Raw genomic sequence first — 20,104 nt, 5'->3', positions numbered from 1 at the left:
GCGGGCCATACTGGTGCCATGCGGATCGCCCTCGCCCAGCTGACCACGTCCCGCTCCATCGACGACAACCTCTCCCTCGTGCGCTCCACGCTCGCGGACGCCAAGCGCCGGCACGCCGACCTCGTCGTGTTCCCCGAGGCGACCATGCGCGCGTTCGGGAACTCGCTCGTGGATGTCGCCGAGCCTCTCGACGGCCCCTTCGCCGAGGCCGTCCGCGCCGCCGCGGACGAGGCGGGCGTCGCCGTCGTGCTCGGCATGTTCACTCCCGGCGAGGACGGCAAGGTGCGCAACACGCTGCTCGTCCACGGGCGCGGGCTGGACACCCACTACGACAAGATCCACCTCTACGACGCGTTCGGCTTTGCGGAGTCGGACACCGTCACCGCGGGCAAGGAGCCCGTCACGTTCACGCTCGACGGCGTCACGTTCGGCCTCGCCACCTGCTATGACGTGCGCTTCCCCGACCTCTTCACCGCGAACGCGGACGACGGCGCGCAGATCCAGATCGTGTGCGCCTCCTGGGGTGCGGGGCCGGGCAAGGCAGAGCAGTGGGACCTGCTCGTGCGCGCCCGCGCCGTGGACTCGACGAGCTTCGTCGTCGCCGTCGGGCAGTCCGACCCCTCGGCGGCGGGCGTCGAGGCCCGCTACGGAGCGCCGACCGGGATCGGCCGCTCCGCGGTCGTGAGCCCGTACGGCCACCTCATCGAGCGCGCCGGGTCCGGGCCCGAGACCCTGTACGTGGACCTCGACGTGGCGGAAGTGGCCAAGGCGCGCGAGGCGCTGCCCGTCCTGGCGAACCGCGTGCGCCTCTAGCCCTCGGCGGTGGCGCGCCGCGTCGAGACCTCGTAGAGGGAGATCGCCACGGCCATGCCCGCGTTGAGGGACTCCATGTCGGAGTCGATCGGGATCGAGACGATCTGGTCGCACAGCTCGCGGGTCAGACGGGACAGGCCCTTGCCCTCCGAACCGACCACGAGGCACACCGGCTCCGTGGCCAGCGCGAGCCCGGGGAGCGCGACGTCGCCGCCGCCGTCCAGCCCGAGGACGAAGATCCCCATCTCCTTCATCTGCCGCAGCACGGTGTTGAGGTTGGGAGCCTTGGCCACAGGCACGCGCACCGCGGCACCGGCGGACGTCTTCCAAGCGGCCGCCGTGACCCCCACGGAGCGGCGCTCCGGGACGATCACGCCGTGGCCGGAGAACGCCGAGACGGAGCGGATGATCGCGCCGAGGTTGCGGGGGTCTGTGATGCCGTCGAGCGCGACGAACAGCGGCGCGTTCGCGATGTGCCCGCGGCGCCACTTCTCGTGGGTCTGCTCGGCGAGCTCGAACGCGTCCGGGTACTCATACGGAGGCACCTGCAGGACGAGGCCCTGGTGGATCGCGTCGTCAGTCATGCGGTCGAGCTCGGGCTTCTGGGACTCCATGAGCGGGATCCCCGCCTCGGCCGCGAGCTTCATGGCCTCGCGCACGCGGTCGTCCATCTCGATGCGCACCGCGACGTAGAGCGCCTTCGCGGGGACGCCGGCGCGGAGCGCCTCGACCACGGAGTTGCGGCCCGTGACCATCTCCTCGGCGTGCTTCGAGCGGCCCGTCGCACCGCGCCCGGCGGCGAGGCGCCCGGGCTGCCCCGAACGCTTCGCGGCCGAGCGTTCGGCCAGCTGCTTCGCGCGGTACGCCTTGTGGTACACGCGGTCCTCGGCCTTGGGCGTGGGGCCCTTGCCCTCGAGCGCCTTGCGGCCGTGGCCGCCGGTGCCCACGGAGGGCCCCTTCTTGTTCTTAGCGGCTCCCGGGCGTCCCTTGGCGGCCATCTATGCTCCCGTTCGGTTGGTCTGCGCGCTCTCGGCGCGTGATTCAGTCGGTGCGGCGAGGCTCCACGTGGCGCCCTCTGCTGCGTCCTCGACGGCGATGCCCGCCGCCGAGAGGGTGTCCCGGATCGCGTCCGCCGTGGCCCAGTCCTTGGCGGCGCGGGCGTTCGCGCGGGCCGCGAGCTGGGCGTCCACGAGGACGGACAGGGCGCGGTGCGCTGCGTCCTCCGCGGACGACGGCGCGTTGGCGCCGGCGGCGTCGAGCCCGAGGACGGCTGTCATCGCCAGCACCTCGGACAGCGCCACGGCCACCGCGCGGGCGTCACCGTCTGCCAGCGCCGAGTTGCCGCGGCGCACGGTGTCGTGCAGGACGGCGAGGGACTGGGGGATGTTGAGGTCATCGTCCATCGCCACGGCGAACGCCTCGGGGACGGCACCTGCGGACGGCGAGGCCGCGCCGTCGTGCGCGGACTTCTCGGTGAGGGCGCGCGCCTTGGCGATGAACCCGTCGATCCGCTCGACGGCGGCCGCGGCCTCCTGCAGCGAGGTGGGCCGGTAGTCCAGGACCGAGCGGTAGTGCGCCTGGCCGAGGTAGTAGCGGACCACGCGGGGAGGAGCGAGCTCCAGCATCTCCGCGGGCGAGATGACGTTGCCGATCGACTTCGACATCTTCTCGCCCTCGTAGGTGACCATGCCGTTGTGCATCCAGAAGGTCGCGAACCCGTCCCCGGCCGCGGTGGACTGGGCGAGCTCGTTCTCGTGGTGCGGGAAGCGGAGGTCGAGGCCGCCGCCGTGGATGTCGAAGCGCGGGCCGAGGTACTTTGTGGCCATCGCCGAGCACTCGAGGTGCCAGCCCGGCCGGCCGCGGCCCCACGGCGACGGCCACGACGCCGTCTCCGGCTCGCCGTCCTTGTGGCCCTTCCAGAGCGCGAAGTCGCGCGGATCCCGCTTGCCCCGGGGATCAGCGTCCGTCGCCGCCTGCATGTCGTCGATGCTCTGGTGCGTCAGCGAGCCGTACTCGGGCCACGAGCGGACATCGAAGTAGACGTCCCCGGAACCGTCCTCGGCGGGGTACGCGTGGCCGCGGTCGATGAGCCGGGCGATCAGCTCGTGCATCTCGGTGATGTGGCCGGTGGCGCGGGGCTCGTAGGTGGGGCGCTGGACGCCCAGGACCTCGTACGCGGTCTCGAACTCCTGCTCGAACCGGTACGCAAGCGCGAACCACTGCTCGTGCGGGATGTAGGTCCCGTCGGGCACGAAGCCCTCCTCGAAGGACGCCGCGGACTTGGCGAGGATCTTGTCGTCGATGTCCGTGACGTTGCGCACCACAGTGGTCGCGAAGCCGCGGTAGGCCAGCCAGCGGGTGAGCTGGTCGAACACGATGGCCGAGCGCACGTGCCCCACGTGCGGCGAGCCCTGCACCGTGGCGCCGCAGTAGTACACCGAGGCCTTGCCGGGCTCGAGTGGGACGAAGTCACGGACTTCGGCGGTGGCGGAGTCGTAGAAGCGCAGGGTCACTGGATAAGGGTATCTGTCGGGCCGGGCGGCACGGTCAGCGGCCGCCCACGACGGCGCGCGGCCGGCTAGCTGCCGCAGACCTTGCCGATGCTGTTGAGGGCGTCGCTGAACTGCTTCTGCTGGTCCGGGGTCGCGACTCCGGTGCTCGAGCCGGCGACCTTCTTCTGCAGGTCCGCCATGCCCTGGATGAGCGTCCCGATCGAGGGGTCCACCTTCTTGGCCATGTCGGCGTAGTGGTCCGCGACCTGCTTGGCCTGCTGGATCTGGTTGCCCGTCGGCTTGAACTGGTCGTCGTTCAGGAGCTTGCAGCTGTCCTGGACACTGAGACGGCTGTCGCCGCCGCATGCCGTGAGCAGCATCGTGGCCGCGAGGGCGGTGGCGATCAGGCCTCTCTTCATGCGGGATCTCCTGGAACTGGGGGGCAGAACGGGCTGGCCCCGTGTCGGGACCAGCCATCCATTCTAGACGATGGGCCGCCTCACCCCGTCGCCGAATACACGAGCGCTGTCGCGATGGCCGCGGCTCCTTCGCGCCGGCCCGTGAAGCCGAGGTGGTCGGTGGTCGCGGCGGAGACCGAGACGGGGGCGCCGGCGGCCTCCGAGAGCACGGACTCCGACTCCGCCCTGCGCGGGCCGAACTTGGGGCGCTGGGCGACGAGCTGCACGGCCACGTTGCCGATCTCGAACCCCGCCTGACGGACGATGCGGGCGGCCTCGGCCAGGAGCGTGGTCCCCGAGGCCCCGGCGTACTCGGGCCGGTCCGTCCCGAAATGGGTGCCCAGGTCCCCGAGCCCGGCGGCGGAGAAGAGGGCATTCGCGGCCGCGTGGGCCACGGCGTCGGCGTCGGAATGGCCAGCGAGGCCACGCTCGCCCTCCCAGAGCAGGCCGCCCAGCCAGAGCGGGCGGGGGGCGTCGTCGGGCGCGAAGGCGTGGACGTCCACGCCGATCCCGGTGCGCGGGATGATCACGGTCTCCTCCTGGTCGTCGCTGGGCCCTGCGGTGGCCCGGGAAGGGGGTCCCGCGCGGTCACGCGCCGGCGGTGGCCAGCAGCGTCTCGGCGAGGTGCAGGTCCATGGGCGTGGTGATCTTGAGCGAACGCAGGTCGCCCGGGACCACGTAGACGGGTGTTCCCAGGGACTCGACGAGCATCGCGTCGTCGGTGATTCCGGCCGCCTGCTCGGCGGGCCACTGCGCGGCCCGCTCGTGGGCGCCCAGGAGCGTCACGGCGTCGAACCCCTGGGGCGTCTGGACCGCGCGCAGCTGCTCCCGGACCGCGGTGCCGGTGACGATCTCCCCGGCGATGGCCGAGGCTTCGCCCTCGGTCGGCGCGGTGGACTTGATCGTGTCGACCACGGGGACCGCGGGGATGACCGCGCGCGCACCCCTATCGAGCGCCTCGGCGACGCGGGCAAACACGTCCGCGGGCGTGAGCGGCCGCGCGGCGTCGTGCACGAGCACATGGCCCGTGCCGGGCGCGAGGGCCGCCAGTGCCGAGCGGACCGAGTCGGCGCGGGTCGCACCGCCCTCGACGACGGTGATGACCGGCGCGTCGACCCCGAACTCCTCGGCGAACGAGCGGCAGAGCCCGCCGAGCTCGCTGTCCCCGGGGGGCACCGCGACGCAGATCTGCCGGGCAACGCCGGCCCCGACCACGCCGCGGAGCGCGTGCAGGAGGAGGGGCGCCCCGGCGAGGGGCACGAGGGCCTTCGGCATCCCGTAGCCCAGCCTGGTCCCCGATCCCGCGGCGACGATGACGACGGCGGTGGGCGCGCCCGGGTGCGAGGGATCAGTCATGGGATCCAGCGTAGCCCGGACAGCACAGGGCCCCGGCAGCGGTGTGCTGCCGGGGCCCTGCTGGACGTTCTTGTCGCTCTAGGAAGCGAGCACCTCGTCGAGGACGCTTGCCGCCTTCTCCTCGTCCGTCTTCTCGGCCAGGGCAAGCTCCGAGATGAGGATCTGGCGCGCCTTCGCGAGCATGCGCTTCTCGCCCGCCGAGAGGCCGCGGTCCTGATCGCGACGCCACAGGTCGCGGACGACCTCCGCGACCTTGATCACGTCGCCGGAGGCAAGCTTCTCGAGGTTCGCCTTGTAGCGGCGGGACCAGTTGGTCGGCTCCTCGGTGAACTCGGCGCGGAGGACGTCGAACACGTGCTCGAGGCCTTCCTTGCCCACGACATCGCGGACCCCGACAAGGTCCACATTCTCGGCCGGTACTTCAATCGTCAGGTCACCCTGAGCCACTTTGAGCTTGAGATACATCTTCTCTTCGCCCTTGATGGTGCGCATTTTGATCTCTTCAATCTTGGCTGCACCGTGGTGGGGGTAAACAACCGTCTCGCCAACCTCAAAAACCATGTGGACATTCCCCTTTCCCGCCAGCTAGTCTACCACGTCCGGCCCTCCCGGCTGGCGGTGCGACCCCGGATGAAGCCCGGAATCACGCGGAAGTGGGGCCACGTCGGGCGCTCGGAGGGGTTGACCCGGAGCGAAAAAGATGCTTCACGTCCGCCGCGGGGACGGGTCTGCGCGCGCCCTGCGCGGCGGGCGGGGTGCGCCGAATCTACACAACGTCGAAGTTGGCGATACGCTAGGGGCGACCAGACTTCCTTTCCTCATCAGGAGCCAGCTGTGCGTCTCACTGCATCGAAGCCGGCCAAGCGCGTCGCCCTTATCGCCGCGCTGGGCGCCGGTCTGCTGTCGGCCACGGGCTGCGGGTACATCAACGCCCAGCAGACCACCCACCAGTACTCCGCCTCGGACGGCGTACGCGAGGACGTCGGCCCGCTGCAGCTGCGCAACATGATCATCGTCTCCTCCGGAACCACGGGCTCCAGCAGCACGCTCAGCGCCGACGCGCCTGGCCGCCTCACCGGCACGATCTTCAACACCTCGGACAAGTCGGTCCCCCTCACGTTCCGCGATGCGTCCTCGACCGTCCGCCTCGACGTGCCTGCCAAGGGCGAGATCAACCTCGGCGACGAGGCCCACCAGGTCAACCTCGCCAAGACCGGCGCCGTCCCCGGAGCGCTCGCCAAGATCACGTTCTCCGCGGACAGCGCGAGCAAGGACGTGAGCGTTCCCGTCCTCGACGGCACCCTGCCGGAGTACCGCACGCTCATCCCGACCCCCTCGGGTTCCGCCTCGGCGTCGCCGTCCGGCTCGGCCTCGGGTTCCGCCTCGGCAAGCCCGTCGGGCTCGGCGACCCCGTCCGGCTCCGCAAGCGCGTCGGCCACCTCCTCGGCCACCCCGAGCCGCTAGCAGCCACCCGGGCACGACGTCGGCCGCTCACCCCGCGTGGGGTGGGCGGCCGACGTCGTGCGTGGGTGCGTTCTGCGTGCGTCCCCCTCCATCGACTGCTCCGTAAGTGCGGTTCTGGGGCTCCAGAACGACACTTGTGGAGCAGTCGATGGAGGGGGGAGGGCGGATCAGGGCTCGAACTTGTAGCCCAGGCCGCGGACGGTGATGAGGTAGCGGGGGCTTGAGGGGTCGGGCTCGATCTTGGAGCGGAGGCGCTTGACGTGGACGTCGAGCGTCTTGGTGTCGCCCACATAGTCGGAGCCCCACACCCTGTCGATGAGCTGGCCCCGGGTGAGCACGCGCCCGGAGTTTCGCAGAAGCATCTCCAGGAGCTCGAACTCCTTCAGCGGCAGGGCGATCTGCTCGCCGTCGACGCTCACCACGTGCCGCTCGACGTCCATCCGCACCGGTCCCGCCTGGACCGTGGAGGAGATGAGCTCCTCGGGCTCCCCGTGGCGGCGCAGGACGGCGCGGACGCGCGCCACGAGCTCGCGCGAGGAGTACGGCTTGGTCACGTAGTCGTCGGCGCCGAGCTCGAGGCCCACGACCTTGTCGATCTCCGAGTCCTTCGCCGTGAGCATGATGACGGGAACGCTCGAGCGCGCGCGCAGCTGCCGGCAGACCTCGGTGCCGGGCGTGCCCGGGAGCTGGAGGTCGAGGAGGACGAGGTCGGCACCGTTGCGGTCGAATTCGACGAGCGCCTCGCTGCCGTTGTCCACCACCTCGACCTCGTACCCCTCCTTCGCGAGGAGGAAGGACAGGGGGTCGCTGAACGACTCCTCGTCCTCGACGATCAGGATCCTGCTCAAGCGATAACTCCTTGCTCGGGCGGCCGGGCGGCCGCGCTCTCTTCTTCCGGTTCCTTCTCCAGGTCCGGCAGCCTCACGGTGAAGGTCGAACCCTTCCCGGGCTGGGACCACACCGTGACCTCGCCGCCGTGGTTCTCGACCACGTGCTTGACGATGCTCAGGCCGAGCCCCGTTCCCCCGGTCTGCCGCGACCGCGCGGCGTCCACGCGGTAGAACCGCTCGAACACCCGCTCCTGGTCCTCGGGCTTGAGGCCCTCGCCCTGGTCCGTGACGGACACGCTCACAAGGCCGTCCTTGTGGCGGATGCCGACCCCGACCTTCGTGTTCTCGGGCGAGTAGCGGATCGCGTTGTCGATGAGGTTGCGGAAGGCATTGGCGAGCAGGTCTGCGTCGCCGAACACGGGCACGTCCGTGCGCCCGCCCACCCGGACCTCGATGTTCTTGGCCTCGGCGGCGAGCCGGGAGCGGTCGACGGCGTCCGCCACCACGTCGTTGATGTCCACCGGCTTGCCCTGGTGGACGACGTCGGCGCCCTGCAGCCTGGAGAGCTCGATGATGTCCTGGACGAGGGCCGCCAGACGGCTCGCCTCCTTGTGCATGCGCTGCGCGAAGCGGCGCACGGTGTCCTCGTCGTCCGGACTGGTCTCGAGCGCCTCGGCGAGCAGGGAGATCGCGCCCACGGGCGTCTTGAGCTCGTGGGAGACGTTCGCGACGAAGTCGTTGCGGATGCGCTCGGTGCGCGTGATCTCGGTGCGGTCGTCCGCGAGGAGCAGGATGTACTCGTCGCCGAGCACGGCGGCGCGGACACTGACGATGATGGTGCCCTGGCCGAGCGGGCCGCGGGGCAGTTCAAACTGCTTCTCGAGGATGACGCCGTTCCCGCGCACCTTCGCCGTCATCTGCAGCAGCTCCCGGTGCACCACCGTATGGCCGCGCACGAGCCCGTACGCGTACGCCGCAGGGCTCGCTCGGACGACGCCGTCGATCGCGTCCACCACGACGAAGGCCTTGCCGAGCACGGAGAGCACGTCCGCGGCGCCCTCGGGGAATCCAGGCTCCGGGGTGGGGCCCTCCAGGAGCTGGCGCTGGCGCTGGCTGGCCCGGAACGCGAGGACGCCGAAGGCGCCGAATGACAGGCCGAGAAGGCCCGCCACGATGCCGACGACGAGAGGATCCACTCCCCTAGCTTAGGCCCGGCACCACGGGCGTCCGGGCCGGCCAGCTGGCCGCAGACCCCCGGTTCAACTAACGTTCACTTGCAGGCGGGCAACAATTCATCCGCCGCTGACAGTGTGACGGATCGAGCGTCGGGTCGATCGCCCGAATCGGAGCACCCAGTGAAAGGACGTCCTGTGCGCAAGGTATTCCAGGCAGAACTCCAAGAGGTCCGCGAGGAGCTCGCGGAGATCGCCAAGCTTGTCGCGGAAGCACTCAGCAAGGCGGTCACGTCCTTCGAGACGGCGGATGTCGAGCTCGCCCAGGAGGTCATCGCGGCGGACGCGCACATCGACTTCAAGCAGACCGCCCTCGACGAGAAGGCCATCGAGATCCTGGCCCTTCAGGGCCCCGTGGCGTCGGACCTGCGCATCATCGTGGGGTCGCTGCGCATGAGCGCCTCGCTCGAGCGCATGGGCGACCTCGCCCGGCACATCGCGCAGCTGGCCCGACTGCGCTACCCCGAGCACGCGGCCCCCGAGGCGGTGCGCCCGACGTTCAGCCGCATGGCCGAACTCGACCAGCTCATCATCGAGTCGGTCGCCGAGCTCCTCGAGACCCACGACATGAGCCTCGTGGCGAAGATCCAGGGCGCCAATGCCGAGATCGACGAGCTCCACGCGAGCGTCTTCCGCTCGGTCGCCGACCCGTCCTGGTCGGAGAGCGCCAGCACCACCGTCGACGCCGCGCTCGCGAGCCGCTACCTCGAGCGCTTCGCCGACCACGGCGTCTCGGTGGCCCGCAAGGTCTCCTACCTCGTCACCGGCGAATGGGACGGCGACAGCGCGGCCAACTGAGGCCACCACGCACGACGGCGGCCGCACACCTCGCGAGGTGGGCGGCCGCCGTCGTCTGCGCTACCGTCAGGGGAAGGCCGGGGCTGCTACTTGCGGCCCTGGTTCTTGACTGCCTCGATCGAGGCGGCCGCGGCCTCGGGGTCGAGGTAGGTGCCGCCGCGCGTGATGGGCTCGAAGTTCTCGTCGAGCTCGTACACGAGCGGGATGCCGGTGGGGATGTTCAGGCCGGCGATGTCGTCGTCGCTGATGCCGTCGAGGTGCTTGACCAGAGCGCGCAGCGAGTTGCCGTGCGCCGTCACGAGGACCTTCTTGCCGGCGGTGAGGTCCGGCTTGATCTCGGACTCCCAGTACGGCATGAGGCGCGTCAGGACGTCCTTGAGGCACTCGGTGCGGGGCATCTCGTCGCCGAGGTCCGCGTAGCGCGGGTCCCCGACCTGGCTGAACTCCGAGTCGTCCGCGAGGGCGGGCGGCGGGGTGTCGTAGGAGCGGCGCCAGACCATGAACTGCTCCTCGCCGAACTCGGCGAGCGTCTGGGCCTTGTCCTTGCCCTGGAGCGCGCCGTAGTGGCGCTCGTTGAGGCGCCAGGAGCGCTTGACGTCGATCCATCCGCGGTCCGCCGCGTCGAGGGCGATGTTCGCGGTGTTGATCGCGCGCTTGAGCCGCGAGGTGTGCAGGATGTCGGGCAGGTAGCCCTTCTCCACGAGGAGCTCGCCGCCCCGGCGCGCCTCCTCGCGGCCCTGGTCGTTGAGGTCCACGTCCACCCAGCCGGTGAACAGATTCTTGGCGTTCCACTCGCTGTGCCCATGGCGCAGCAGGATGAGCGTGTAGGTCATGGGCTCATGCTATCGGGCGCCGGGGCGGGGTCCGTTTCCGTGACGAACCCGCATCGGACGGCGTCAGTGCAGGCCGTCGGGGGCGACCGCGCCCCACGTCACGGTGATCTCGCCCAGACGCCAGCGGCTCGGGCGGTGCAGGACGGGCCAGCCCGCCGCTTTGACCGTGTGGCACATCGCGACCCAGCGCTGGCGGGCGCCGAACGCCGCGAGCGGGGCGGCGGCCAGCCACGCGGCGTCGAGCGCGGAGAGGAACGCGTGGATGCGCTCGCCGGGGACGTTGCGGTGGATCAGCGCCTTGGGGAGGCGTTCGGCGACGTCGGAGGGCCGCTCGAAGGACCCGAAGCGGACGGCGAGGGACAGCGCGCGGGGGCCGACGGCGTCGAGCGTCACCCAGGCGGCGCGGCGGCCGACCTCGTCGCATGTGCCCTCGACGAAGATCCCCGTGGGGGCGAGCCGGGAGCGCACGAGGTCCCAGACCCCCGGGACGTCGGCCTCCTCATACTGGCGCAGCACGTTGAAGGCCCGCACGAGGACGGGCGGCTGGTCGACGGGCAGCTCGAATCCGCCGACGCGGAAGTCGAGGCCCTCGCGCTCGAGGGGCTTGGCGGCGGACACGCGGGTCGGCTCGATTTCGACGCCCGTGAGGCGCACGTCGGGGCGCAGCGCGCGGAGGCGGAGGAACAGCTCGACCGCGGTGATCGGGGAGGCGCCGTAGCCGAGGTCGACGGCGAGCGGTGCTGGCGGTGGGGCCAGGAGCCGACGCGCTTGGGTGCCGGTGATCCACCGATCGACGCGGCGCATGCGGTTGGGATTGGTGGTGCCGCGGGTGACGTTGCCGACGACGCCGCGCACGCGCTGCCCGGGCGCGGTCCGGATCGGCCTCGCCTTCTGCACCACGCAGGCAAGTCTAGGTGCGGCACGGGGTGACCTCGGCGCCACACGGGGTGACCTCGGCGGGGTGGGGGTGGTTCAGCGGGACATGACCGCGGGGCGCACGTCGGCGAGGTACACCCCGGCCGCCGTGACGGCGGCGATGTTGAACAGGCCGTAGCCACCGAACGCGAAGATGAACCCGCTCCCGGGGAACAGCAGGCCGAGGAGCGTCACGAGCGCCGCTCCGCCGGTGAGCCCCAGCCAGAAGCCCTTGGTGCGCTTGAAGTTCGCCTCGAACGCGGGCCCCCTGCGGATGAGGCAGTCGATGAAGGCCCAGACGGCAATGGCAGCGCAGATGAACCCCGTCACGTAGAACGAGGCGAGAGTGATCAGGTCGATGAGGGCCTTGCCGTCCACAGTCTCAGCCTACAGCCCGGCGTCGAGGGCCTGCTTGAGGTCCGCCCACAGGTCGTCGGCATGTTCGATCCCGACGCTCAGCCGCACGAGCCCCTCGGGCACGCTCAGCGGCTCGGCGGCGTGCCGCCGACGGCGTTCGATCGTGGACTCCACCCCGCCCAGGCTCGTGGCCGGGAGCCAGAGGGCGAGCCGGCCGACGAAGGCGTCGGCGGCCTCGGCCGTGTCCAGCTCGATGCTCACGATCGACCCGAAGCCCTCGAACTGCGCCGCGGCGCGCTCGTGGCCCGGGTCGGCGGGGAGGCCCGGGTAGCGCACACGCGTCACCGCCGGGTGCTCGGCCAGGCGCCGGGCGAGCTCCCCCGCGGTGGCCTGCGACCGCTCGACCCGCAGCGCGAGGGTCCGCAGGCCGCGCAGTCCCAGCCATGCCTCGACCGGCCCGGCGATGGCGCCGTGCAGGGTGCGGTGCTGGTGGAGCCGCGCGCGCAGCGTCTCGTTCCCCGTCACGGCGAGGCCGAGGAGCACGTCCGAGTGGCCCGCGAGGTACTTGGTCGCCGAGTGCACCACGACGTCCGCGCCCACCGCGAGCGGCTTCTGCCCCAGCGGGGTCGAGAAGGTGTTGTCGACGACGACGAGCACCCCGCGGGCCTTCGCGGCGGCGACGAGCGCGGGCAGGTCCGCGACCTCCATCATCGGGTTCGTGGGGCTCTCGACCCACAGGACGTCGGCGCCGTCGAGCGCGGCCACCGTGGCGGCGGTGTCCTCGATGTCGACCTCGAGGAGGTCCAGCTCGCCGCGCTCGGCCTTGAGCTGGGCGAGCCCGAGCGTGCCGGAGTAGGAATGGCGCGGCGCGACGAGCACGCCGCCCACGGGGACGAGGCTCATGGCCGCGGCGACGGCCCCCATGCCGGAGCTGAACAGCAGCGCGGGCAGCGGCGCTCCCTCGAGCTTGCCCACCGCATCCTCGAACGGTTCCCAGGTCGGGTTGGAGAAGCGCGCGTAGCCGCGGGCCGTCTGGTCGATCCCTCCGAGCCCCACGAACGTCGACGAGAGGACGATGCTCGGGTTCACCGGGCTGTCCGGGCCCCGCTCGGGACGGCCCGCGGCGACGGCAAGCGTCTCCGGGGACAGGTCCGCGAGCGCGGCGTCGTCGAGGTGGGGGTACGCGGGATCAGCGGTCATGCCTCCCAATCTAGGCCACGCACTCACGGCGCCTGCAGTGCCGAGTTGTCCACAGGCCGGGGCGCGTCCACCGCACGTCCAGCCTCTCCCGGTACCCTAGGAGAGGTGAGTCCCTCCGTCCTTCCCCCTCTCTCCGCCATGCCCGGCAGCCAAAGCGCCCCGGGCCTCTTCGTTGCGTTCGAGGGCGGGGACGGGGCCGGGAAATCCACCCAGGGCCGCCTCCTGGCCGACTCCCTGCGCGCGCTCGGCCGCGAGGTGCTGCTGACCCGGGAACCGGGGGGGACCGAGATCGGTGAGAAGCTGCGCTCCCTCGTCCTGGACCACGGGCACGGCGAGATCGACGCGCGCACCGAGGCCCTCATCTTCGCCGCCGCCCGGGCCGCCCATGTCGCCCAGGCGATCCGCCCGGCGCTCGCGCGCGGCGCCGTCGTGGTCACGGACCGCTACATCGGCTCGTCGGTGGTGTACCAGGGGGTCGGGCGGCGGCTCGGTCCCGACGACGTGCGGGCCCTCAACGAGTGGGCCACGGACGGGCTCTGGCCAGACCTGACGATCCTGCTCGACGTCGACGAGGGCGAGGGCCGCGCACGGCGCACCGCAGACGAGGCCTCCGAGGACCGCCTCGAGTCGGAGCCGGACGCGTTCCACCGCAGCGTGCGCCGCGCCTTCCTCGACCTCGCGGCCGCGCGCCCCGAGGCGTACCGCGTCATCGACGGTGCGAGGCCGCCCGCCGAGATCGCCCGCGAGGTCCTCGCGGCCGTCGCAGCCGCCCTCGACGAACGGGTCGCCCCATGACCGTGTGGGACGCCCTGCGCGGCCAGGCCCCCGTCGTCGACCAGCTCCGCAGGGCCGCCGCCGGCGATGGGCTCACCCACGCGTGGCTGTTCACCGGTCCCCCCGGCTCGGGCCGCTCGACCGCGGCCAAGGCCTTCGCCGCGGCCCTGAACTGCGACGTCGAGGACGTGATGGCCCGGGGCTGCGGCGAGTGCACGGGCTGCCTGACGGTCCTCGCGGAGTCGCACCCCGACGTCGCGTTCGTCCGGACCGAGAAGGTCACGATCACCATCGACGAGGCGCGCGAGATGGTCGCGAAGGCCGGGGACCGCCCGCAGTCCGGCCGGTACCGCATCATCGTGGTCGAGGACGCCGACCGCATGGCGGAGCGGACCACGAACGTGCTCCTGAAGGCCATCGAGGAGCCGACCCCCAGGACCATCTGGATGCTGTGCGCGCCCTCCCCCGCGGACGTGCTCGTCACCATCCGCTCCCGATGCCGCCCGGTGGGGCTGCGGCTGCCGCCCGTCGCGGACGTCGCTGCCCTCCTCGTCGAGCGCGACGGCGCGGACCCGGCGCTCGCCCTCGAGGCGGCGCGGGCGGCGCAGAGCCACATCGGCATCGCCCGCCGGCTCGCCCACGACGCCGACGCGCGGGAGCGGCGGGCCGAGACAGTCCGTGTCCCGCTGACCCTGAAGACCGTCTCGCAGGCCGTGGCCCTCGCGGACCAGCTCGTGCGCATCGCGACCGAGGAGGCCGCCTCCTCCAACGAGGAGCGCGACGCCGCGGAGCGCGCCAAGCTGCTCGCGACCCTGGGTGTAGGCGAGGGGGACAAGCTCCCGCCGTCCCTGCGTGCCCAGGTCCGGGCACTCGAGGAGGACCAGAAGCGCCGGGCGAAGCGCAGCGTCACGGACTCGCTCGACCGCACCCTCACGGACCTGCTCTCGTTCTACCGGGACGTCCTCATGGTCCAGCTCGACGGAGGCGTGGAGCCCGTGAACGCGCACCTGGCTGAGGAGATCGGCCAGTTCGCGGCGGCCTCCACGCCGGAGACGACCCTTGCCCGCATGGACGCCATCAACCTGACCCGCCAACGCATCACGACAACCAACGTCGCCCCGCTCCTCGCGGTCGAGGCGATGGCCGTTGGCCTGATCTAGGAGACCAGTGACGAACCCCGCTTCCCCGCGCCCGGGGCGCCCGCGCGCCGTCGTGCGCCGGATCCGCACCGCTCTGGTGGCGCTGCTCGCCGCCCTCCTCACGCTCACGGCGTGCGTGCCGTTCGAGAGCAGCCAGCCGAGTGCGGAGGCTGCCGCGACCGAGGGCGCGCCCGTTGGGCTCGAGCGCTTCTACACCCAGGAGGTCTCCTGGTCCAGCTGCGAGGGCAGCTACGAGTGCGCCACCGTCTCGGTGCCCATGGACTACGCGGACCCCTCCGGTGACACCGTCAAGCTGTCGCTCATCCGCCTCAACGGCCGGAACGCGAAGGCGAGCCTCGTGGTGAACCCGGGCGGTCCGGGCGGCTCAGGCGTGGACATGGTCAAGGACTCCGCGAAGTCCATGTTCAGCCAGAAGCTCCTGGACAGCTACTCCGTGATCGGCTTCGACCCGCGCGGCGTCAAGCGCTCAGCCCCTATCACGTGCGTCAACGACGCCGAGCGGGACAGGATGCGCCAGTCGACCGTGGACCCCTCCACCGACGCCGGCCTGCAGCAGGCGTTCACCGAACAGAAGGCGCTCATCGACGCGTGCGCCGCCAACTCGGGGCCCATCCTCGCGCACACGGACACCGTCAGCGCTGCCAAGGACCTCGACATCATCCGCGCCGCCGCCACCCGCCAGGTGCGCCTCGACTACCTCGGGTACTCCTACGGGACCTTCCTCGGCTCGACCTACGCCTCGCTGTTCCCGGACCGTGTGGGCCGGATGGTGCTCGACGGCGCGCTCGACTCGTCCCTGTCGAACCACGAGATCACCGTGGGCCAGGCCCGCGCCTTCGAGAAGGCCGTCCACTCCTACGTCCGTTCGTGCCTGACCCAGTCCGGATGCCCGCTGTCCGGCACCGAAGACGACGCCGTCGCGCAGATCCAGGCCCTCATCGCGCGTGTGAAGGACCAGCCGCTGAATACGAGCAGCGGCCGCAAGGTGACCGCGACGGACTTCGTCAACGGATTCATCCTCCCCCTCTACAACGACCGCAACTGGCCCGCACTCACCCAGGCGCTCGGCCCGGCGCTGCGGGGCGACGGAAGCGGGATGCTCCGGCTCGCGGACCTCGCGGCGGACCGCGAGAGCAACGGGACCTACAGCTCGAACTCGTCGTTCGCGTTCCTCGCATACAACTGCCTCGACTACTCGACCCAGTCCCACCCGGCAGCCATGCGCGCAGAGGCCGCCGAGCTGGCCGAAGTGTCCCCGACCCTCGGGGAGTCCTTCGCCTACGGCGGCGTGAACTGCCGCGACTGGCCTGCCAAACCGGTCCGCACGCCCGCGCCTGCGACGTACTCCGGCGAGAGCACGATCATGGTCCTCGGCACCACCGGCGACCCGGCGACGCCGGTCGAGTGGGCGGGCTCGCTGCGGAAGCAGCTTGGCAACGCCGCGCTCCTGACGTGGAAGGGCGAGGGCCACACCGCCTATGGGCGCGGCTCGTCCTGCGTCGACAAGGCCGTGGACTCCTACCTCGTCGACGGTTCCGCGCCCACCGACGGCGCCCGCTGCTGACGGGCGGCTAGGACTGGCGGAACCCGGCCGGCTCGGGCCACAGGAGCGCCGGCAGGTCCGCGATGGAGCGCACGACGTCGGTCGCCCCCGCCGCGCGCAGCTCAACCTCCGTCTGGGCGCCGGTGAGGACGCCGACCGCCGCGCCCGCACCGGAGCGCAGGCCCGAGGCGATGTCCGCCTCCGTGTCCCCGACGACGACCACGTCGCGCACGTCCTCGATGTCCAGCGCCAGGACGGCGGTGAGCACCATGTCCGGGGACGGCCGGCCCCGGCCGGCGTCCTCGGAGCACAGCGAGAGGTCGGCCAGGCCCATCCAGCCCAAGGCCTCGAGGATGCTGTTCTGGGTGTGCCGGCCGAAGCCCGTCACGAGGCACACCTTGACCCCGCGCTCACGCAGCGCGTGAACGGTCTCCTCGGCACCGGGGACGGGCTCCACAGCTCCCTCGGCAATCATGGCGTCATAGGCCGCAGAGAAGGTGCGGGCGGCTGCGCGGGCCGACTCGCCGTCGTCGGCGAAGACCTGGGCGAAGAGCGCGCTGCGGTCCAGCCCGGCGCTGCGCCTGGACCTCGCGAGGGCGTCGGCGAGCCGATGGCCGGTGACGCCGCAGGAGGCCAGCGCCTGCTCGACCGCCCGCTCGGCGGCGCCGCCGTCCGTCACGGTGGTGCCGTTCATGTCGAGCACGGCCAGACGCATCGCGCGTGTGTGCTCGGCCGCCAGCTGCAGCGTCACAGGTGACCTCGATCCTCTCGTCGGACCCCTCGTGGGCCGGGTTCTGCCGAGCATCCCAGCCCGGGCCATCGCACTCCTGAACTCGCCGCGTACTGCGGGTGAACAGGGGCCGGAAAGAGCCCCTGACGTCGTTTTGACCGGGGCAGCATGGCTCGACTAGAGTATTCACTCGGTGGTTCCGCTTCAGGCGGAGTCCCGGTTGCCTCCTTAGCTCAGACGGTAGAGCGTCTCACTCGTAATGAGAAGGTCAGCAGTTCGATCCTGCTAGGAGGCTCAATAGAACCCCCGAGATTCCGCGGATCTCGGGGGTTCGATGCTCTTCGTGACAATTCTCCTGTGCTGGCCGGGAAACGCTAGCGCGCCTGAGCGCGCCTAGACTGGCCGTGTGCGAGGGCGCGATGTGCTCATCTGTGGCGCGGGCATCGCCGGTCCCACTCTGGCCTACTGGCTGGCCCGCCACGGCTTCCGGCCGACCGTTGTCGAACGCGCCACTGGGGTGCGGTCCAGCGGCAACCCCGTGGACGTGCACGGGCCAGCCACGGAAGCGGCCCGGAGCATGGGGATCCTGGGCCGCCTGCGTGATGCTGCCACCCATGCCCCGGCACTTGCCTTCGTCACACCTTCGGGGGGCCGCATCGGCCCGATGCGCCTGGGACGGCCCCGGGGGGACGATGTCGAGGTGCCCCGGGCAGACCTCGCATCCGTCCTGATCGAGGCCGCACACGACGGTACGGAGTTCCTGTTCGGGGACTCGGTCACCGGCCTGCACGCGGACAGCAGCGGGGTCGATGCTGTCTTCGCCCACGCGGCGCCCCGCCGGTTCGACGTGGTCGTCGGCGCCGACGGGCTGCACTCCACGGTGCGGGCCCTGGCTTTCGGTCCCGAGACCAACTTCGCCAAGCCACTGGGGCTCTACATCGCCACGATGTCGCTCGGCCGGCCTGCGGACGACCCCGGGACCGTGCTCATGTACAACCAGCCCGGCCGCTCGCTCACCGTCCACCCCGTCAGGGGAACCGCGGGCGCCGGATTCATCTTCCGCGGCCCGCCAATGCCCAGCAGCGACTACCGAGGGATTGACGTCCAGCAGCGCATCGTATTGGACGCGTACACCGGGCACCGGTGGGCAGTGCCGGAACTGCCGGACCTTGAAGGGCAGGTGGGGGCAGCTCGGGACCTGTACTTCGACGCCGTCAGCCGGGTCCGCATGCCCTGCTGGTCCCGGGGCCGGATTACGCTTCTGGGCGATGCCGCCTCCTGCGTGTCGCTGTTCGGTGACGGGTCCAGCATGGCCATGCTCGGCGCCGTCACACTCGCCGAGGCCTTGGCCGGCAGCCCCGGTGACCCTGCCGTGGCGCTTCGCCGGTACGAGTCGCGGCACCGCAAGGTCGTCGGCTCCCGCCAGCTGGGCTACCCGCTGGCAGCGGCTCTGCTCGTCCCTTCAACCCGCGCTGGGCTCGCAGGCCGAAACCTCGCCGCCCGGATGTTCCCCCGCTGATCGGTGCGGGGGCACGCGACCGGAGAGCCCATCGCCTGCTCCGGGTCGCGCGTCAAGGTTCCGTAAAGGGACGGCGTCGAGGACGGGCGCCGTTGCTAGCATCGGCCCAGGTGAGCCGGGAAGTCTGGTCGGCAGCGAAACTGCCCTGCCGTGAGACCGGAGGCCACCGTGTACTACCACTTCCCCTGCGCCCTGCCAGTGACGAGGTGGCGCTGATGTCCGGCCAGACGTCGGCCGTCCGCGGACGCCTGCACTCCCGGCCGGCGCTCTTGCTGGCCTTCGCCTTCGCGGTGATGGCGGACCCCGTGTCCTCTGTCGCCTATGCGATCGAGGCGGCGCTGCGGGCCCTGAACGGGGACCTCGCCCTGCTTGCCCCTACCATGGCCCTCGTGGTGGCGATCATCGCCCTCGTGATCCTGAACTACCGCCAGCTCGTGTCCCGATACCCACACGGAGGAGGAGCCTCCGCCGCCGTCGGGGAAGCGTTCGGGGACGGCTGGTCCTTCCTGCCGATCGGGGCGCTCGTGGTGGACTTCGTGCTCACCATAGCCATCAGCGTCTCGGCCGGCGCCTCAGCGGCCATCGCCTATTTCCCGGCGCTTGCCCCCTGGCGGCTGCTGCTCGCCTTGGCCCTCGTTGTGGTCGTCGGTGGCCTCACATGGTTCGGCCATCTGGGGCGGCTGGTCTTTGCCGCCATGACGGTCGCGTTCATCGCAGTGTCCGCCGTCGTGCTGGGCTACGGCCTGTTCGCCCAGCCTCAGGCGGTCGGGACCACGAGCCCCGATCCAGGCCATGCCCCGGTGCTCGCCGTCGTCCTGGCATTCCCCGTGGCCATGGCACTGGCCACGGGCGTCGAGGCGCCGTCGTCGGCGATCGCCCAGCTCGGCCAGCTCGACGACCCCCAGCGCAGCCGCTTCGGCACCCTGACCCTATGGCTCACCCTGGCCATCGTCGGCACCATCACCCTGGGGTTGGCCCTCGAGGCCGCACATCTGGGCGTCGGGATCCCGCCCGAGGAGAGCACCCAGATCGCGGAGCTGGCCCGGCTCGCGGCCCCGCGGCCGGTGTTCGCCGCCTTCCAGCTCGTCACGGCCCTCCTGCTGCTCTCCGCGGCCAGCTCGTCGTTCCAGGCCGGCCCGGGGCTGCTCAAGGCCCTCGCCCGCCACCACACCGCACAGGGGCATAAGGTGGGCATCCTCCCCGGCGGCCTCGGCCGGACCAACGCCCACCACACCCCATACTGGGGACTTGTCGTCTTCGTCCTGCTGGCAGGGGCCGTGACTGCCGCCGCAGGCGGGAACGACCAGGAGCTCGTCCTCTTCTATGCGGTGTCCGTCTTCCTGAGCTTCCTCGCCGGGTTGGTCTCCATGGCGCTTTTCTCCCACCGGGACGGGCGGCGCGGCTACTTCGTGCTGAACGTCGTCGGCGCCGTCGTGGTCGCCTTCACCCTCGTGGCCAACCTCGCCCGTGGGCTGCCTGTGATCAGCCTCGCCGCCGCCGCCCTCATCGGAGCCCTGCTCTACGCAGCCTGGGCCAGGGCCGGCAAGCCGCGCGGGATCCGCAACGCCGCCGCAGAGGCGGAAGCGGACGAAGAGACCCCGGCCGCCCCCTGACACCCCACCTGCGCCGG

At 71.4% G+C, this 20,104-nt stretch carries 21 protein-coding genes and 1 tRNA gene; 9 read left to right on the top strand and 13 right to left on the bottom strand.

Annotation, left to right across the window (positions count from 1 at the left end):
* Window positions 1-18 precede the first annotated feature (18 nt).
* A complete protein-coding gene (locus tag CGQ25_RS02390) occupies window positions 19-813 on the top strand; it encodes a carbon-nitrogen hydrolase family protein (protein WP_208711641.1) in 795 nt (264 codons plus the stop codon).
* On the opposite strand, the gene rlmB is transcribed toward CGQ25_RS02390, so the two are convergent.
* From rlmB to CGQ25_RS02360, 6 genes are all read right to left on the bottom strand, one after another.
* Window positions 810-1,811, bottom strand: coding sequence for a 23S rRNA (guanosine(2251)-2'-O)-methyltransferase RlmB (gene rlmB / locus CGQ25_RS02385; protein ID WP_208711640.1), 1,002 nt, complete (start codon window positions 1,809-1,811; stop codon window positions 810-812). The two genes, CGQ25_RS02390 and rlmB, sit on opposite strands and share 4 nt — an antisense overlap.
* The gene (gene cysS / locus CGQ25_RS02380; protein ID WP_208711639.1) at window positions 1,812-3,326 is read right to left on the bottom strand and encodes a cysteine--tRNA ligase; all 1,515 of its coding nucleotides are present in this window, start codon (window positions 3,324-3,326) and stop codon (window positions 1,812-1,814) included.
* A gap of 65 nt (window positions 3,327-3,391) precedes the next feature.
* Window positions 3,392-3,724 (bottom strand): hypothetical protein, encoded by a 333-nt coding sequence (locus CGQ25_RS02375; protein ID WP_208711638.1) that lies wholly within the window; start codon window positions 3,722-3,724, stop codon window positions 3,392-3,394.
* An 80-nt stretch (window positions 3,725-3,804) separates the two neighbouring features.
* Window positions 3,805-4,293 (bottom strand): 2-C-methyl-D-erythritol 2,4-cyclodiphosphate synthase, encoded by a 489-nt coding sequence (ispF, locus tag CGQ25_RS02370; RefSeq protein WP_208711637.1) that lies wholly within the window; start codon window positions 4,291-4,293, stop codon window positions 3,805-3,807.
* Window positions 4,294-4,351: 58 nt separating this feature from the next.
* Entirely contained in the window at window positions 4,352-5,119 is a 768-nt protein-coding gene (gene ispD / locus CGQ25_RS02365; protein ID WP_208711636.1) for a 2-C-methyl-D-erythritol 4-phosphate cytidylyltransferase, read from the bottom strand.
* A 78-nt stretch (window positions 5,120-5,197) separates the two neighbouring features.
* Window positions 5,198-5,680 (bottom strand): CarD family transcriptional regulator, encoded by a 483-nt coding sequence (locus CGQ25_RS02360; RefSeq protein ID WP_208711635.1) that lies wholly within the window; start codon window positions 5,678-5,680, stop codon window positions 5,198-5,200.
* 273 nt (window positions 5,681-5,953) lie between these two features.
* On the opposite strand from CGQ25_RS02360, the gene CGQ25_RS02355 reads away from it, so the two are divergent.
* Complete coding sequence (locus tag CGQ25_RS02355; RefSeq protein ID WP_208711634.1) at window positions 5,954-6,583, top strand: hypothetical protein; 630 nt, start codon at window positions 5,954-5,956, stop codon at window positions 6,581-6,583.
* A 167-nt stretch (window positions 6,584-6,750) separates the two neighbouring features.
* Here the strand turns inward: CGQ25_RS02355 and CGQ25_RS02350 are convergent, their stop codons facing one another.
* Window positions 6,751-7,431, bottom strand: coding sequence for a response regulator transcription factor (locus CGQ25_RS02350; protein ID WP_208711633.1), 681 nt, complete (start codon window positions 7,429-7,431; stop codon window positions 6,751-6,753).
* A complete protein-coding gene (locus tag CGQ25_RS02345; protein ID WP_208711632.1) occupies window positions 7,428-8,609 on the bottom strand; it encodes a cell wall metabolism sensor histidine kinase WalK in 1,182 nt (393 codons plus the stop codon). The genes CGQ25_RS02350 and CGQ25_RS02345 overlap by 4 nt, the downstream gene beginning before the upstream one ends.
* Before the next feature lie 174 nt (window positions 8,610-8,783).
* Here CGQ25_RS02345 and phoU point away from each other — a divergent pair, with 174 nt between their 5' ends.
* A complete protein-coding gene (gene phoU, locus CGQ25_RS02340; protein ID WP_208711631.1) occupies window positions 8,784-9,443 on the top strand; it encodes a phosphate signaling complex protein PhoU in 660 nt (219 codons plus the stop codon).
* An 86-nt stretch (window positions 9,444-9,529) separates the two neighbouring features.
* On the opposite strand, the gene CGQ25_RS02335 is transcribed toward phoU, so the two are convergent.
* The 4 genes from CGQ25_RS02335 to CGQ25_RS02320 form a co-directional block, all read right to left on the bottom strand.
* Window positions 9,530-10,276 (bottom strand): phosphoglyceromutase, encoded by a 747-nt coding sequence (locus CGQ25_RS02335; protein ID WP_208711630.1) that lies wholly within the window; start codon window positions 10,274-10,276, stop codon window positions 9,530-9,532.
* Window positions 10,277-10,339: 63 nt separating this feature from the next.
* On the bottom strand, window positions 10,340-11,176 hold the full coding sequence (locus tag CGQ25_RS02330) for a class I SAM-dependent methyltransferase (protein WP_208711629.1): 837 nt from the start codon (window positions 11,174-11,176) through the stop codon (window positions 10,340-10,342).
* A gap of 72 nt (window positions 11,177-11,248) precedes the next feature.
* A complete protein-coding gene (locus CGQ25_RS02325; protein WP_208711628.1) occupies window positions 11,249-11,569 on the bottom strand; it encodes a DUF2516 family protein in 321 nt (106 codons plus the stop codon).
* A 9-nt stretch (window positions 11,570-11,578) separates the two neighbouring features.
* A complete protein-coding gene (locus tag CGQ25_RS02320; protein WP_208711627.1) occupies window positions 11,579-12,748 on the bottom strand; it encodes a PLP-dependent aspartate aminotransferase family protein in 1,170 nt (389 codons plus the stop codon).
* Window positions 12,749-12,886: 138 nt separating this feature from the next.
* Between CGQ25_RS02320 and tmk the strand changes: the two genes are divergently transcribed.
* Genes tmk through CGQ25_RS02305 form a run of 3 tightly spaced genes read left to right on the top strand, consistent with a single transcriptional unit; the run spans window position 12,887 to window position 16,246 of the window.
* The gene (gene tmk / locus CGQ25_RS02315; protein WP_208712826.1) at window positions 12,887-13,543 is read left to right on the top strand and encodes a dTMP kinase; all 657 of its coding nucleotides are present in this window, start codon (window positions 12,887-12,889) and stop codon (window positions 13,541-13,543) included.
* Window positions 13,540-14,682, top strand: coding sequence for a DNA polymerase III subunit delta' (locus CGQ25_RS02310; protein ID WP_208711626.1), 1,143 nt, complete (start codon window positions 13,540-13,542; stop codon window positions 14,680-14,682). Before tmk ends, CGQ25_RS02310 begins: the two co-directional genes overlap by 4 nt.
* A 7-nt stretch (window positions 14,683-14,689) precedes the next feature.
* Entirely contained in the window at window positions 14,690-16,246 is a 1,557-nt protein-coding gene (locus CGQ25_RS02305; protein ID WP_255405516.1) for an alpha/beta hydrolase, read from the top strand.
* 7 nt (window positions 16,247-16,253) lie between these two features.
* Here the strand turns inward: CGQ25_RS02305 and CGQ25_RS02300 are convergent, their stop codons facing one another.
* Window positions 16,254-16,976 (bottom strand): HAD-IA family hydrolase, encoded by a 723-nt coding sequence (locus CGQ25_RS02300; RefSeq protein WP_255405515.1) that lies wholly within the window; start codon window positions 16,974-16,976, stop codon window positions 16,254-16,256.
* A gap of 201 nt (window positions 16,977-17,177) precedes the next feature.
* Between CGQ25_RS02300 and CGQ25_RS02295 the strand changes: the two genes are divergently transcribed.
* The 3 genes from CGQ25_RS02295 to CGQ25_RS02285 all read left to right on the top strand — a co-directional run bounded on the left by CGQ25_RS02295 (window position 17,178) and on the right by CGQ25_RS02285 (window position 20,087).
* Window positions 17,178-17,250 (top strand) — tRNA-Thr (locus CGQ25_RS02295).
* Between the two features lie 111 nt (window positions 17,251-17,361).
* Entirely contained in the window at window positions 17,362-18,474 is a 1,113-nt protein-coding gene (locus CGQ25_RS02290) for an FAD-dependent monooxygenase (RefSeq protein ID WP_208711625.1), read from the top strand.
* 215 nt (window positions 18,475-18,689) lie between these two features.
* On the top strand, window positions 18,690-20,087 hold the full coding sequence (locus CGQ25_RS02285; RefSeq protein WP_208711624.1) for an APC family permease: 1,398 nt from the start codon (window positions 18,690-18,692) through the stop codon (window positions 20,085-20,087).
* Window positions 20,088-20,104 lie beyond the last annotated feature (17 nt).

The sequence above is a fragment of the Sinomonas sp. R1AF57 genome (genome assembly GCF_002224485.1).
Lineage (GTDB): Bacteria > Actinomycetota > Actinomycetes > Actinomycetales > Micrococcaceae > Sinomonas > Sinomonas flava.
The sequence above is the reverse complement of the archived record's forward strand: the minus strand, read 5'-3'. Positions and strand labels throughout refer to the sequence as shown.